The 12727-nt window shown below is 63.5% G+C and carries 18 protein-coding genes; 7 read left to right on the forward strand and 11 right to left on the reverse strand.

Going from position 1 to position 12727, the window contains the following annotated elements:
* The first annotated feature begins 62 nt into the window (after positions 1-62).
* Entirely contained in the window at positions 63-371 is a 309-nt protein-coding gene (locus LDB29_RS05820) for a DUF1778 domain-containing protein (RefSeq protein WP_044663129.1), read from the forward strand.
* Positions 372-398: 27 nt separating this feature from the next.
* Positions 399-923: a GNAT family N-acetyltransferase gene (locus LDB29_RS05825; protein WP_257556535.1), complete on the forward strand. Its 525-nt coding sequence runs from the start codon at positions 399-401 to the stop codon at positions 921-923.
* Positions 924-952: 29 nt separating this feature from the next.
* Here the strand turns inward: LDB29_RS05825 and LDB29_RS05830 are convergent, their stop codons facing one another.
* The 11 genes from LDB29_RS05830 to LDB29_RS05880 all read right to left on the reverse strand — a co-directional run bounded on the left by LDB29_RS05830 (position 953) and on the right by LDB29_RS05880 (position 9803).
* The gene (locus LDB29_RS05830) at positions 953-1588 is read right to left on the reverse strand and encodes a conjugal transfer protein TraW (RefSeq protein WP_044662119.1); all 636 of its coding nucleotides are present in this window, start codon (positions 1586-1588) and stop codon (positions 953-955) included.
* On the reverse strand, positions 1578-1814 hold the full coding sequence (locus LDB29_RS05835) for a hypothetical protein (RefSeq protein ID WP_044662120.1): 237 nt from the start codon (positions 1812-1814) through the stop codon (positions 1578-1580). Before LDB29_RS05835 ends, LDB29_RS05830 begins: the two co-directional genes overlap by 11 nt.
* Positions 1811-2140 carry a hypothetical protein gene (locus LDB29_RS05840; protein ID WP_044662121.1) on the reverse strand — a complete coding sequence of 110 codons (330 nt, stop codon included), beginning with the start codon at positions 2138-2140 and terminating at the stop codon, positions 1811-1813. The genes LDB29_RS05835 and LDB29_RS05840 overlap by 4 nt, the downstream gene beginning before the upstream one ends.
* A complete protein-coding gene (locus tag LDB29_RS05845; protein ID WP_061934585.1) occupies positions 2140-4659 on the reverse strand; it encodes a TraC family protein in 2520 nt (839 codons plus the stop codon). Before LDB29_RS05845 ends, LDB29_RS05840 begins: the two co-directional genes overlap by 1 nt.
* Positions 4656-5291 (reverse strand): TraV family lipoprotein, encoded by a 636-nt coding sequence (locus LDB29_RS05850; protein WP_044662123.1) that lies wholly within the window; start codon positions 5289-5291, stop codon positions 4656-4658. Before LDB29_RS05850 ends, LDB29_RS05845 begins: the two co-directional genes overlap by 4 nt.
* A 32-nt stretch (positions 5292-5323) precedes the next feature.
* Complete coding sequence (locus LDB29_RS05855; RefSeq protein WP_373886318.1) at positions 5324-6706, reverse strand: TraB/VirB10 family protein; 1383 nt, start codon at positions 6704-6706, stop codon at positions 5324-5326.
* Positions 6703-7470, reverse strand: coding sequence for a type-F conjugative transfer system secretin TraK (locus LDB29_RS05860; RefSeq protein WP_044662125.1), 768 nt, complete (start codon positions 7468-7470; stop codon positions 6703-6705). The genes LDB29_RS05855 and LDB29_RS05860 overlap by 4 nt, the downstream gene beginning before the upstream one ends.
* Complete coding sequence (locus LDB29_RS05865; protein ID WP_044662126.1) at positions 7454-8089, reverse strand: TraE/TraK family type IV conjugative transfer system protein; 636 nt, start codon at positions 8087-8089, stop codon at positions 7454-7456. Before LDB29_RS05865 ends, LDB29_RS05860 begins: the two co-directional genes overlap by 17 nt.
* An 8-nt stretch (positions 8090-8097) precedes the next feature.
* Positions 8098-8364, reverse strand: coding sequence for a type IV conjugative transfer system protein TraL (locus tag LDB29_RS05870; RefSeq protein WP_044662127.1), 267 nt, complete (start codon positions 8362-8364; stop codon positions 8098-8100).
* A gap of 126 nt (positions 8365-8490) precedes the next feature.
* A complete protein-coding gene (locus tag LDB29_RS05875; protein ID WP_373886337.1) occupies positions 8491-8793 on the reverse strand; it encodes a hypothetical protein in 303 nt (100 codons plus the stop codon).
* A 227-nt stretch (positions 8794-9020) separates the two neighbouring features.
* Positions 9021-9803 carry a DsbC family protein gene (locus tag LDB29_RS05880; RefSeq protein ID WP_044662129.1) on the reverse strand — a complete coding sequence of 261 codons (783 nt, stop codon included), beginning with the start codon at positions 9801-9803 and terminating at the stop codon, positions 9021-9023.
* 588 nt (positions 9804-10391) lie between these two features.
* On the opposite strand from LDB29_RS05880, the gene LDB29_RS05885 reads away from it, so the two are divergent.
* The 5 genes from LDB29_RS05885 to LDB29_RS05905 all read left to right on the forward strand — a co-directional run bounded on the left by LDB29_RS05885 (position 10392) and on the right by LDB29_RS05905 (position 12697).
* Complete coding sequence (locus tag LDB29_RS05885; protein WP_044662131.1) at positions 10392-10811, forward strand: hypothetical protein; 420 nt, start codon at positions 10392-10394, stop codon at positions 10809-10811.
* A gap of 237 nt (positions 10812-11048) precedes the next feature.
* Positions 11049-11468, forward strand: a complete 420-nt coding sequence (locus LDB29_RS05890; RefSeq protein ID WP_044662132.1) for a helix-turn-helix domain-containing protein — start codon at positions 11049-11051, stop codon at positions 11466-11468.
* 9 nt (positions 11469-11477) lie between these two features.
* Positions 11478-12110, forward strand: coding sequence for a GntR family transcriptional regulator (locus LDB29_RS05895; protein WP_044662133.1), 633 nt, complete (start codon positions 11478-11480; stop codon positions 12108-12110).
* 123 nt (positions 12111-12233) lie between these two features.
* Positions 12234-12368, forward strand: coding sequence for a benenodin family lasso peptide (locus tag LDB29_RS05900; protein WP_137709742.1), 135 nt, complete (start codon positions 12234-12236; stop codon positions 12366-12368).
* Positions 12369-12433: 65 nt separating this feature from the next.
* Positions 12434-12697 (forward strand): hypothetical protein, encoded by a 264-nt coding sequence (locus LDB29_RS05905; RefSeq protein ID WP_257556543.1) that lies wholly within the window; start codon positions 12434-12436, stop codon positions 12695-12697.
* Positions 12698-12727: the final 30 nt, after the last annotated feature.

A 12727-nucleotide genomic window follows, 5' to 3' on the forward strand; every position in this document is an offset into this window, starting at 1 on the left:
CTTGAAATGTGCGCCTTAAAGGCGTACATATTGCGATAGACAGGAATGACGAGGTTTTGGCGATGCAAGCGTTTGAGGACGTGGCGGCTGCGGTCAACGAACGCAGCACGGTCCGCATGAATTTTCGGACCAAGCCTCATATCAAGCAGGCGATCCAGCAGGCCGCCGCCTGGTGCGGCGTGGATGACTCCGCCTTCGTGATGAACGCGGCCTATAAGGCGGCGCTGGAAACCATCCAGACCCATGAGCGGACGATCGTGAGCCGAAAGGATTATGATGCGATCCTCAACGCGCTTGAAAATCCTGTCCCGCCCTCGGAGGCTTTGCGGGATGCCTTCGCGCGTCACGACCAGATGATCGAAAGCCGGTAAGAGCGCACTTTCGTGATTGAAAAGGGAATGGTGATCGAGCCGCTCGATCCTGCGCGGCATGATCGCGCTATTTTTGCGTCCGGCATCGAACAGGTCGACAATTATCTGCGCAAGACGGCTGGCAAACTGGCCCGGGCGGATAATGTCCGGGCCTTTGTGCTGTTGTCGCCGGACGGGGAACTGATCGGCTTCTACACCCTCAATGCACACAGCGTCGATTATGGGCATCTGCCCGCATCCTTCACGCGCAGCAGGCCGGGCCATGGTCAGATACCGGCAGCTTTCATATCGATGATCGCTATCGACGCCCGGCATCAGGGAAAGGGCTTTGGAAGCCTTCTCCTCGCCGATGCACTCAAAAGAATTGGCCGTGCCTCCAGGGACGTCGGCATCGCGGTCGTGCTGCTTGATATTCTTGACTGTGGTGACCCGGCGAAGGTCGAGAAGCGCAAGCAACTCTACATGCGGTACGGGTTCCAGCCCTTGCCCGACATTCCGCTGCGGCTTCACCTTCCTGTCGCGAGAATTCACGCCTTGTTGGACATCCCGTAGCCTATCGCTGAGCGCTTCGTTCATGGGGGTCATCTCGCCGCTCCTTCAGGCGCGAGGCGGCTGTTGAGAGCATATTCGGAAAGCACGAGCTTTTTGCCCTGCTGGGCGACGATCACCGGCGCGACAGTAAGGCCGAGCCGTTCCTTGACCCGTTCCTCCAAAATGAAGAGCGGCCGCCCGCTGCGCTCGGACAGGTCGAGCGCATCGCCCGCGGTAAGCAGGATGAAATCGGTAAAGCGCGCCTGCTTCAGCGCCCAGCCGAGATCACGGGGATGGACGATGACGAGGCGCTGGGGCAACGACACATAGTCGAGCGGGTTGAAGGTGAAGCCCTTGGGGTAAAGCAATCGGCCATCGGGCAGGCGGATATCCTCCTCCACAGTATAGAAAGGGACGAGGCTGCGGACGCGGTCGACCCTGGCCTGCCTCAATGGCGCCGCCTGGAGCGCCGACCAGTTCGAGCGTGGGCCGAGCCGGGAAGCAAGGCTAGGCGCCCTGGCAGCGCGGGCCTCGATCTCCGCCATGGCGTCGGGCTCGGCGATCGGCCAGGTTCGGCCGATCGTGGAGGTCGCGGCCATCGCCGGCTCATGGCAGGCAAGGGCGAGCATCAGCGCGCCGATCAGCGCATGGCGGGCGCGATGGGGATAGCGCGGCTCAATGTCCATGGCGCCGCCTCCACCAGGGTTCGCCTTGTCCGTTCTCGCCGCGGATGGCGCAGATGAGGGCGGTGGCGCCAAGGACGCCGCACGCGAGCAGATAGGCCTTGAGGCTGGCCGGAAGGCCGTCCGCCGCGTCGAACACCAGCATCGTCTGGACGAGCAGCATGAGCTGCGTTCCCACCAGCAGGCGGATCGGTCCGGGCGCAGGTGCGGGGTCAAGGATGCCTCTCATCTTGCCCGCCACCAGGCACGCAAGCGCATGATCCCCTTGTCGATCGCGCCGGTGAGGCCAATGAGAAGGATGCCGCTCGCAAAGCAGCCGGCGGCGACCATGACGGCGGCGCGAAAGACGAGGAGGGGCGGCTGATGGAGCGCGAGACCCGCGGCGCCGACGAGCAGCCCCAGCATCATCGTCTCGATCGTGATCAGGCGGAAGCGCCAGTAGAGCGCCTGCGCTTCGGCCTTGGCGGCGGCGCGCCGCTCGATGAAAGCTTCGAGCGCCGGATCGGGTTCAAACTCGAACCGGGGATGGCTCCTGTCGGTGGAGGGCTTGCTCATCACAGCGCCTCCCCGTTGAGGGTAGACCCAAGGATCTCGGTCGCTTCGACGCCTGCCAGGTCGCAAATCGCTTCGAGCGGCGATCTTCCGCTACGCAGCCGCGCCTCGAACGCCGCCACCTCCTGCGGCGCGCTGGTGTTGATCCAATAGGAGAAGGGATCGACCACGAGCCGGGCGATGCCCAGACCCAGCGGCGAGTCGATGAAGACTTCGGAGTAATTGGGCTTGTTGTTGCGGACCGATTTCAGGAGATCGAGGACGAAGCCCGAATAATCGAGGATCTTGTTCTCGACGGCCCGGTCATAGGTCGACCCCTGGAGGAGGAAGCGGGTGGCGGCATTTTCGAGGATCACCTGTCCCGTGCCGCCGAACAGCAGCAGGTCGTTCATCGACTGGAGGACGACGCCAAAACTCCCCTGATATTTGCGCGCGCGCCTGTAGCCCTGACCGAAGACCTCGGCGAGGCGGGAAAGATCCTGCCCGTCGGTGCGGGTCATGAACTGGGCAGCTTCATCGCACAGGACAAAGCGGGGCCGGTCGCGTGCGGAAAGATAAAGCTCCTGGGTGACCGCGTTCACCACCACCATCACGATCACGTTGAAGAGATCGGGCATGGCCTTGAGGCGCTCAAGCTCAAGCACGACGAACTCGTCGGCGGAAATGTCGAAGGTCGAGGGGCCGTTGAAATAATGGCCATAGGCGCCCGAACTGGCAAAATCGCGCAGGTTGAAGGCGAGTTCGCGGGCGGTAGGGATGAGGTGATCGACTTTGTCGAGATCGCTTGTTGCATAAGCGGGATAGGCGCCCAGCCAGTCACGGACCGCATCGATGCCAGCCTCGGCCCGTCCGCTGTCGATCGTCCACTGGACCGCGGACTTGAGCAGGTTCCATTCCGACGTGCTGACGCCCTTGCGAGTTGCGGCATTGGCCATTTCCGCGACGATCGCGACCGCCATGGAGATGGCCGACTGGCGATCGTCGCCGTCGAGCGCGAATCCCATGTCGAAGGGATTGAGGACGAGATGCTCCTCGCCAATGTCGATATATCGCCCGGAGCAAAGGGTGCAGAGCTTGGCGTAGCTTCCGCCGATATCGATGATGCGGATGAGCGCGCCTTGCGCATAATATTGCTGGCAGAGGTTATTGAGCAGGAAGCTCTTCCCTGCGCCGCTCTCGGCCGAGACGATGAAATTATAATTGTTGATGCGCGGGTCGAAGAGATCGAGCGTGATAAGCTGGCCCTTGCGCCCGGCATAGAGGAGGGCGGGGCGGCCCCCGCCGCGAAAGTCGGTCTGCACCGGAGCCAGCAGCGTCGCCGCCTTGGCGGGCATGGGCAGATCGCGCTCCAGCATCTTGACCGTGCGCCGGTCGGGATAGAAGCCGAAGGGCAGGGCCATCGGCAGCAGCACGGGATTGAGATAGCTCTCCTCCTGCATCATCCAGGGGAGCGGTTCGCTTTCCCAGAGGCGCTTGGCGCGCGCCGCCATCTCGCGGGCCTGCGCGCTGTCCCGACCGAAGACCCAGATGACCGGGATCACCGAGACGAAGCGGCTGTTGCCCGCCTCGTCGAGTACCCAGCCAATTTCCTCGATCTGCTTGCCCACCTCGACCGCGAAACTGCCGGCGGCCTTTTGCGCGGAGAGGATCTGCGCGCGCTTGTGGATCTCGAAGCTCGAATGATCGAAGAGGATGTTGAGTGTGTAGAGGAAGGGGCCGCCTATCTGGTCACTGTCCTCGGATGCGCCACGCATTCCGCCCAGGAGGCGGTTGCAGCGCTCGGCGGTGACGCGCCGGGCCGGCGACTTGGGTGTCAGGCAGCGCGCGACCTGGTCGCCGAGGAACAGTTCGGGGCCATCGAAGACGAGATCGGGGCCGGCATCGATCAGTTGTTTGCGCACCGGGCGCGCGGGCATATCCTCGCTGCCGCGGGCGAAAACACCCGGAGCCGCCGAGAACACGCCGTTGAAGATGCGGCGATAGAAGGTGACCAGCGCTTCGGGCGCGAGGCGGGCGATGCCGAGCTTGGAGAGCTGCTCTTCGATTTGACGGCGCAGGTCGGCCCCGAGCGGCTTCCTCGTCTTGATCGAGAGGAGCAGGCGGAAATTGCGCAGCGGAATGCCGTGGAGGGCATCAAGCCCCTGCGTCCCTTCGCGGAGATAATCGCGGGTCCGGCGCGCCGAGGCCTGGATCAACGGATCGGGCCGGGATTTGAGATCCAGGAAGGCGTCGAGCGCGTCGTCGATCAGCGGATCGGCAAAACAGTGAAGCTGGACGACGGTGCCCGGCGCGAAGTGGATATTGAGGAGGCCGAGCAGCGCCTGATGGACATGGGCGAAAAGATAGGCCGACGGGATGAGTTCCCAGGCCTGGCCCCAGCCATCGTCGATGCAGAGAAATGCCTCTTCTTCCTCGACCCAGGCGACCATCGGCAGAAAGTCGGAATAGGCATCGCGCGAGACGCTCTGGCGCAGCCGCTCGAAGGTCATGCCGCCGCCATGGCGGGTGCCGGGCGCCCTCATCGGCCCGACTCCTGTGGCTGTTCCTGTGGCGACGCGGGAAGGTCGCTCGTCTCCATGGGCGCGGGCTTGGCTTTCACCTGTTCGAGAACGGGTACGCGGGCCGCGGGATTGACGGGGGTCACCAGATAATCGCCGACCACCCATTGGGGCTTGTCGAGGATCGAATAGACATAGCGCGGCATATAGAGACGGTCGGGCCGCTCCCGGTCGGCATAGGGGAGGATGAGCGTGCGGATCGTGCGGCCGGGGCGCAGCATCGGCGTCACCGGCGCCTCGACCAGGCCCTGAAGCTCGCGATAGACGCTGTCGCGATAGCCAAGATAGGGCGTGGCGGCCTTGCCCCGGGCGCGTCCCGTCGATCCGTGGGACGCGGCAGCAGCGCTGCCTTTCAGGATCTTCTTGTCGTTCGTGACATTGGGATCGGACCGCGACACCGCGCCGGCGACCGCATCCTCATAGGCGCGCTCGGGGTGGATGCACTGGCCATGGTCGCTATTCTTGCAGCTGAATTTTTCCGGGTAGGGCGACATGACCGATCCGATGGCGGTGCAGGCCGGCAGGGATGCAAGGATCAGCAGCGGGGCGCCGGCGCGGCGCAGGGGTGAAGCTGACGAGAAAGAGAGTAGCGGCATGGGCGTGTCTCCTTGTGTGAGGCGCGGGCGCATCAGAATTTGCTCCCCGCTGTCGGTTTGATCTCGAGGGCGACGCCTTCCTGGATCACCACGACCACATCCTTGGCGGCGCCCACCTCGACGATGGGACCGGCCTGGCGCGCGAGATCGAGATAGAAGTCGGTGAGCTTGTCGGAGGACTTGGAAAGGCCGCCGGCGATGCCGGACTTGGCCGCATCGCTGGCGTCGAGCGACCGGACGGTGCCGAGCGCGGAGACCGAGGTATCGCCAAAGGTGTTTTCGACGCTCTGGCTCATGCCTGAGATCGTGCCGGCAATGAAGCTGCGGGCGAGCGCGGCCCCGGCGCGGGTGACGACCCGGCCCGACAGCCCCTTCTTCCCGTCGGTGTCGACGAAGAAGCCCTTGATCGGCTGATCGACCACCGAGCGTTCGTCGAAATCGACGCAGGAGAGGGAGACGAGCTGGACCTCGACCCGCTCCTTGGCGAGGCTGCCGGTCGCATTGCCGATGACGAAGCAGCCAGAAAGGTTCGCCTTGACATCATTGGGCAGCACGGCGGGCGCCTGGACACGGGCGATCAGCGGTTCCGGGTTCGAGGTCGCGTCCCGGCTCGCCAGCGCGTCGATCCCGGTCAGCAGCCGCGCCTTCATGAAACCAGGCGGCAAATAGATCGTCCGGGTCTTTTTTTTAACGCTTGTTGCCCCCTTGTCGCCCGCGTCGGCGGTGAGCGCGGCGGTTGCCGTTCCGATCGAGCCGACCTGGCGCTCGACCGGCGGGGCGGGCGGCGCGGGACGGGCAGACGGCACGGGTGGCGGTGGCAGGCTGCCGTCGGCGCTTTCCAGCTCATGCGCGCTGGGGCTTGGCGGGAAGGCCGGGATGTCGCCGGGCATGGCGCTCGGCAGGTCGCCTTCCGCCGCGTCCGTCGAGGAGCGCGCGCCCGGGGCGATCTTGCCCTCCTCGATCGCGGTGACCCGGTCGCCCAGCAGCGCCTGGCCATCGAGGATTTTCTTGAGATCGCCCCGCACCTTGGTCTCGAGGCTGTCACCGCGAAGGCCCGCGCCCATGTCGAGACGGGAGGCGGCTGGTGCTGTCGGCGCTTCGTCCTTCGATCCCGTCGAGGCCGTGTAGAGGCCGTAGCCGAACATCGCGATCACCACGCCGACGCCGGCCTGCCGGGCGCGCAGCTGCTGCTTGGCGCTCAGACTCGCCCAGCGGGCTTTCAGGTCGAGGAGCGCGGGGCCGCGACCTCCATTCTGCGCGCCGCCGTCCTTTGCGTTGTCACCAAGGCCTTCCTTCTTGGGCGGGCGGGAATAGCCCTGCATCCCGGCATGTCTCCGCTGGGGGGGCGCAGGCGAAGCGGGATCACCGCTACCGGCACCTGTGTTGCCGGGGGTTTTGTCGTCGGCGCCACTCACAGCGCTTCTCCCCGGCGCAGCAGGATGAGCCGTGCGCTCTCGCCGGCGCGGAGAGACAGGCGATCGAGGGTGACGCTGAAGATGCGTGCGCCCATCGCAGTGCCAAGGAACAGCCGCTCGTCAATCTCGGTATCGGCGCTCGCCTCGATCCAATATTCCGAAGCCGAAAGCCCCGTGCCCTCGATTGCGATGCGGCGGCGCTCGGTAATGCGGATCGCGGGCGCGGCGCTGAGCGCAAGCAGCCTTGGCGAAACGGCAACCTCGGTGAAGCTGGCCGGCACTTGGTCCTGGAGCATCGAGAGGGTGATGGAGACGGCGCGCTCTTCCTCGACCAGCGGCCCCAGCAATTCGCCATTGGCGCGGGCGCGCTGGCTGGCGCCGGGCGCAAGCGTCACGGTCTGGGCAGGAATGTCCGAGGGCTCGGCATAGAGCGGATAGCTCGCGCCGTTGCAGGTCACGAAGAATTCCGAAGGGGCCGTCACATAGCTGCGGGTCACCTGGCCCGCATCATCGCTTTCCTTGACGAGGAATTTGACCCAGGCGTCGGCCCCGGCCTTCTCGACCGCGATCGCTTTTTCGGCGGAGAATTTGACGTCCTCAATCTCGCCGCCCTGGCAGACGAGATGATTGATGTCCCGGTTGGAGAGGCGGATGCTGCTGGTCTGGTCGGGCAGAGCCATGATGGTTTGCGCGAATGTCGGGACAGGAAGACAGGCGGTGATGAGCGCCGCGGGCGCGCAAAGGCGCTTACCGAAGTTCGGCATCGAAATTTTCCTCGGCTAGAGACAGGAGCCAGAATCGGCCGGCATCGATTGTGTAACGGATGCGCAGATTGCCCCGGAACTTGCGGATGACGCCGCCGATGACGCGCACCTTTTCGACCGGCACCAGGATCTGGCGGTCGGTCCAGGTGACAGGCTGGTCGGGCCGGATATAGGTCGCGATCGAGAGCGTCGGATTGTTGGCGAGCTCGTCGAGGATCGCGTTCAGGCTGTCGCGGATGCCATTATAGGCGGTGGGGTGGACGATACTGAGCAGTTCCTGAAATTGCCGGTCGGCCGACAGCGCGGAATAGGTGCCCGAAAGCGCCACGATATTGCGCGTCATGGTGCGTAGATAGGCGGGCGAGGGCTTGCCACCCGTCACATAGAGATCGCCGCCGGCGCCGAAGGGGACCACGATCGTGCGCTGGTTCTGGCTCGTCGTATAGAGGGCGATCCCCAGGACCGCGGTGATGCCGAACAGGCCCGCGATCGAGAATTTGAGGAGGCGGTTCTCCTCGAAGAGGTTGGATGAGCCCTGGAGATAGCGATGGATGCCGAAGCTGGAGGGCTTATCCAGCAAGGGGTCGCTGGGCTCTCGGGCGGATGATCTGCCGAACATGGGATACCTCACTCGCAAAAGCGGGTCTGGGTCGGGCCGGGGTAGCGGGGGAGCTTGAGCAGCCCCCAGCGCCAGGCGAGATGGGGCATGAAGCCGCGCGGCTTGGTCCGCTTCCAGGGAATGAAGAGGAGAAGGACGCCGAGGAGCGACCAGCCCACATATCCGCCGACGATGACGGCGACGAAGATGGTGGACACCACGACGATGAACTCCTGCGCGTCGAACCAGAGTATCTGGACCGGCTTGTGCAGAAATTGGGGAAGTCTCTCGTCCACGTCCTTCTCCCTTGCTTCATCACGCCTCGACCAGGCGTGATTGTTACAAGGAGCGACCATCCGCTCCCCGTATCCGGCGTGGACCCGGAACATGAGATCCACGCCAGTCCCTGTTTCAGGCGGCTCTCAGACCATCATGCCGAAGGTCTGGAGGATGGAATCCGCCCGGATCAGGCAGACGGCGGCGACGATCGTCGGGATGCCGATCATGATGTTGGAAAAGAGACGGCTGACCCCGAACAGAAAGGCGGCCACCCCGCCCACGAAGCCGAGCGGCCCTTTCACCCCCTGGTTCACCACGATGTCGTAGATATCGTAGCCAAGGTCGCCGGCGGCCGGCGCCTGGAAGGCGTGGGCGGCCGATGCCAGGGTCATCGCGATAAGCAGGGTTCCCACGGCATCGGCCAACGCAAACGAGAGGCTGCGCATCCGGTTCCGGGATTGGGCAGGCAGTGAGGCAAGTTTGAGCATGGCTTTTCTCCAGGCAATAAGGAGCCTCCCCATGAAAATGCCTGCCGGCACCGACATGAGAATCGTTGACGGCCAGCGAAGGGATGGGTGGCTCCTTGGAAACGGGGCCCTGTCGCCGGCATCTGTTGCTCAGGGAACGGGCGCTTGTTCGTCCGTCGCCGTGAGCCCGCCAAATTTGGGGGAAATCAGCTGGGTGGCTTTTTTGGCGCCCGCTTCTCATCGAGCCAGGCCTCGATCTCGGCCTGCTGGAAGCCGGAGATGGCGCGGCCATCAAGGATGAGGGTCGGCGTCCCCGATATGCCCATGGCTTTGACGGCCTGCGCATTGGCGGCGACGCGTGCCGCGCCCTCCTTGCAGGTGGCGAGCGGTTTTGGCGCCTCTCCGGCATAAGTGGCGCGGAAGGCGCCAGCCTGATCCTTCGAGCAGAGGATATGCTCGGCCTTGGACGCGGCTTGCGGGTGGATGCCGCTCACGAAATAGATTTGCCGACGTACCGGCTTTCCTTCGGCGGCCTTCGCCGCCCAGAAGCGATCGAGCGCGCGGCAATAGGGGCAGTCGGGATCAGTGAACTCGATGACGGTCGGCGCGCCCGGCGGTCCGATGGTGAGCGCCTGGGAAGGCTCGAGCGCGCCCAACTTTTTTTGCGCGCTCGCATCCTGGGCGAGGGCGGTCAGATTGACGCCGTTCTTGTCGTAAATGGTGGCGAACAGCAGATGGTCGCTCTGCGGCGCATAATAGAGGATGCGGCCGCCGGCGCTCGCCTGGAACAGCGGGCCCTTGACCGGCGCCGGCCCGAAATCCTCGAACTGAAGATTGGCAAAGCTCTGATGAAGGCTCTGTTCGGCGGCGCGGGCTGCCGCGGCAAGGTCCGCCGGTTCGCCCGGTTGCGGCTGTGCCATCGCAGCACCGGGAAGGAGGAAGGTGGCGCAGGTGAGGACTGCGGAAAGATTGCGGGAAGGCCTCTTCATCGGGCTATCTCCTTCAGGGGCAAAGCGGGGGAGTTCAGCAGGTCCGCATCAATCCTGACCCTGGAGCCCAGCTGCAACGAACGACGCGGTTCGACTGGGGAAGTGGCGTCTGCGCGAATGAAGAAATCTCCGTTCGCCTGCGCTATGTCGAGATGCCCCAACGGGAGCGCTGCCGCAGTTCCGGCGCTTGGGTGCGCCGCTCCGCATGGGTTCGCGATCAGGCCGGACAGGAACAGTCCAGCCACGATCGCCGGTTGATTGGCCGACATCATCATCGTCTCCAATGCATGACGAAGCATTGCGCCTCGTGTGGGTCTCCATGGGTTGGCGGTGGACGCTCAAACTGGAAATCGGATCTGTGCCTCGTCGCCCCATGTCGGGATGAGCCGGTGGTGCGCCAACCTTGCGGGCATCCGCAATGGGCAGGGCACTGAGATGCCGAAACCGGCACTGAAGTACCGGAATCGGCATCTCAATGCCGATTTCGGCATTTCAGTGCCGATTTTTTGATCAGGAAACGCCTTCAAATTCGCGGATGCCCGTCAGTAGCATGGGGGTGGTCGCGCGAATCACAAAAGGGGTTGAGCCATGGTCGGCAACCGATCGAGGACCTACAGATTGTACCTGTCGAGCGAGGGCACCGACCTGTTCCTCGCGTGCCACTATCGATTGGCGCGGATCGCCAGGAGCTTCATTCCCTATGGCGCGACGCTATCGGTCGCGCTTCTGCTGATGGGGTCCGTGGATACGGACGAGCTCGTCGCGGAACTTACCATGCCCTCGCTCAAGAAGTTGGTGGGGAATGAAGAACATTATGTCGGGGCATCGGCGCAGCTGAAGCCCTTTGCCGGCGCCATTCTCGAACGCGTCGCCGCCTCGGACCATATCGATGCGCGCCCGACGGTCGCGAAACTCCATGTCGCCGCCATTGCGATCATGGCGGCGAGCGAGGATCGGGCTCTGGCGCGGGCCTTTCGACGGCTTCCCGACACTTTTCGGCAAGGCTGACCGGGCGTCGAACAGCGCGTCAGGCCGCTTTTGTAGGGCGGGCCTCCACCATGAGTTAGGGTGGCGACGCGGCATCTCTTCTTCAATTCGGGTAATTTGACCGTCTGTCTGCGGACCCAAGCGGCTCGCCAACTGTCAAAATGGTACCGATAAAATTTGACCGACGGCATATTTCACCCAAATCTTGGGTCATCGGAATGTGCATGGATGCTTTGAGACGCGATCAGGGAGGACCTGATGACCTCATCTCAAAGCGGCGCCTTTGAAGAAGGGGCGTCGATACTGGCCGAGGTCAAGTCGATCTCAGGTCGCCGCATTGAAGAACGGCGCAGGCGCCATCGCATTACGCAAGAGCAACTTGCCGCCGATGTCGGGATCGGTGTGCGGTGGCTCAGGGAAATCGAATCGGGCAACCCGAAGTCCCGTTTCGATGACCATATCGCCTGCGCCCATGCCCTCGGACTGTCGGCGGCGCATCTCCTCATCCCCATGATGTTTCTGGAGCATCACATGCACTTTCCCCGCCATTTCTTTCTCGATGACATGCGCGACCTCGAACAGCTCTGTATCGAATTCATCTCCGGTCTGAACCTGCGGACTTTCCTCAAGCCGGCCGACGGCGGGCGCGGTCCGACCGGCACCGGCTCATCGGCATAGGCAGTCCGCATGGCGCCGGAAACCGTCATCGCCGATCGCGTCTATCGCGAACTCAAGCTGCTGATTCTGCGCGGTGACCAGCCACCGGCAGCGCCGCTTGTGGTGCTGGCCCTCGCGGAGCGCTTCGGGACCAGCATCGCGCCGGTTCGCGACGCGCTCCATCGTCTCGTCGGTGAGCGACTGGTCGCGATGCAGGGCGGAGGCGGCTTCGCCATGCCGCCCCTGACCCGGCAGCGAGCCTATAATCTCTACAGTTGGCACCGAGACATTGTCGAAGCGGCGCTCAAGGTCATGGTGAAATTCGAACGAATCGAACAGCCGCCAGCCTTTCTTGACGATGAGATAGCCGATCCCGTACGCATTGCCGCTGCCAGCGCCGATCTTTTCACGCAGATATGCGCCTGTTCGCCCAATGACGAACATCTTGATGCGGTCAGCATCGTTGGCGAACGTCTTCACACATTGAGGCTGTGCGAAAGCGTGGTGAACAGGCAGGCTCAGGAATTGCGGGAATTATGGACCATCGTCTGCGAAGGAAACAGACGCGCGATCCGAAATGCAATCTCCCACTATCATAAACGTCGCCTGGCGCGTGTAGACCAAATCGTGAGCGCTGTGCTTCTGGCGTCAATTGCGGACTGAAATTCTCCATCCATTTGCAAGCTTATAAGCTGTCAAAATGGCACCTTATAAGATCGGATATATGGCTTTCCTTCAATAGCATCAGTCCTGCCGCAAGACTGCGGTGAACTGATGGAGATGAAGATGAACAACATCAACGAGCATGAAGACAGCGTCGTCGATCTCGGCGTCGCATCGGTCGAAACGAAGGGCGCAGCGCTCGACGATTCCGACAATATCGGCGGCCAGGTCCGCCAGCTCGGTATCGCCGACGACTGACCAAGGGGCGCGCGCCGGAGGGCGCGCGTCTTTTTCATGATGGCCGCAAGCGTCGGAGAGCCGAAATGGGATACAGGTTGAGAAATGGCCTGTCCTTCTGCGTGACAGGGCAGCGCGCGATCTTCCTCGATGTCGCGGCCGACCGCTATTTTGGCCTGCAGCCGCAATGGGATCTGGCGTTCCGGCGGCTTGTCATGGGCGAGGCGCCGGGGTCCGACCTCGGCCATCTGGTCGCTTCTGCCATTCTCGTTGAAGACGAGGAAATCGACTGGCCGCCGCAGCCGGTTTCCATTCCCTGCGCGTCGCGCGAAGTGCCGCTTGATTGTTGATTACCGTTGAGAAGTGACCCGGGATTTCCA

Origin of the sequence: Sphingobium sp. CFD-2 (assembly GCF_024611135.1) — a bacterium.
In the GTDB taxonomy this organism is placed as follows: Bacteria; Pseudomonadota; Alphaproteobacteria; order Sphingomonadales; family Sphingomonadaceae; genus Sphingobium; species Sphingobium fuliginis.

What these genes read in the sequence shown, in the direction of transcription:
- LDB29_RS05885 (WP_044662131.1), top strand. Translation starts at nt 10,392, where the DNA reads ATGGTCGGCAACCGATCGAGGACCTACAGATTGTACCTGTCGAGCGAG.
- LDB29_RS05890 (WP_044662132.1), top strand. Translation starts at nt 11,049, where the DNA reads ATGACCTCATCTCAAAGCGGCGCCTTTGAAGAAGGGGCGTCGATACTG.
- LDB29_RS05825 (WP_257556535.1), top strand. Translation starts at nt 399, where the DNA reads ATGGTGATCGAGCCGCTCGATCCTGCGCGGCATGATCGCGCTATTTTT.
- LDB29_RS05895 (WP_044662133.1), top strand. Translation starts at nt 11,478, where the DNA reads ATGGCGCCGGAAACCGTCATCGCCGATCGCGTCTATCGCGAACTCAAG.
- LDB29_RS05865 (WP_044662126.1), bottom strand. Translation starts at nt 8,089, where the DNA reads ATGTTCGGCAGATCATCCGCCCGAGAGCCCAGCGACCCCTTGCTGGAT.
- LDB29_RS05835 (WP_044662120.1), bottom strand. Translation starts at nt 1,814, where the DNA reads ATGAGAGGCATCCTTGACCCCGCACCTGCGCCCGGACCGATCCGCCTG.
- LDB29_RS05860 (WP_044662125.1), bottom strand. Translation starts at nt 7,470, where the DNA reads ATGCCGAACTTCGGTAAGCGCCTTTGCGCGCCCGCGGCGCTCATCACC.
- LDB29_RS05905 (WP_257556543.1), top strand. Translation starts at nt 12,434, where the DNA reads ATGGGATACAGGTTGAGAAATGGCCTGTCCTTCTGCGTGACAGGGCAG.
- LDB29_RS05875 (WP_373886337.1), bottom strand. Translation starts at nt 8,793, where the DNA reads ATGCGCAGCCTCTCGTTTGCGTTGGCCGATGCCGTGGGAACCCTGCTT.
- LDB29_RS05820 (WP_044663129.1), top strand. Translation starts at nt 63, where the DNA reads ATGCAAGCGTTTGAGGACGTGGCGGCTGCGGTCAACGAACGCAGCACG.
- LDB29_RS05850 (WP_044662123.1), bottom strand. Translation starts at nt 5,291, where the DNA reads ATGCCGCTACTCTCTTTCTCGTCAGCTTCACCCCTGCGCCGCGCCGGC.
- LDB29_RS05900 (WP_137709742.1), top strand. Translation starts at nt 12,234, where the DNA reads ATGAACAACATCAACGAGCATGAAGACAGCGTCGTCGATCTCGGCGTC.
- LDB29_RS05840 (WP_044662121.1), bottom strand. Translation starts at nt 2,140, where the DNA reads ATGAGCAAGCCCTCCACCGACAGGAGCCATCCCCGGTTCGAGTTTGAA.
- LDB29_RS05845 (WP_061934585.1), bottom strand. Translation starts at nt 4,659, where the DNA reads ATGAGGGCGCCCGGCACCCGCCATGGCGGCGGCATGACCTTCGAGCGG.
- LDB29_RS05880 (WP_044662129.1), bottom strand. Translation starts at nt 9,803, where the DNA reads ATGAAGAGGCCTTCCCGCAATCTTTCCGCAGTCCTCACCTGCGCCACC.
- LDB29_RS05830 (WP_044662119.1), bottom strand. Translation starts at nt 1,588, where the DNA reads ATGGACATTGAGCCGCGCTATCCCCATCGCGCCCGCCATGCGCTGATC.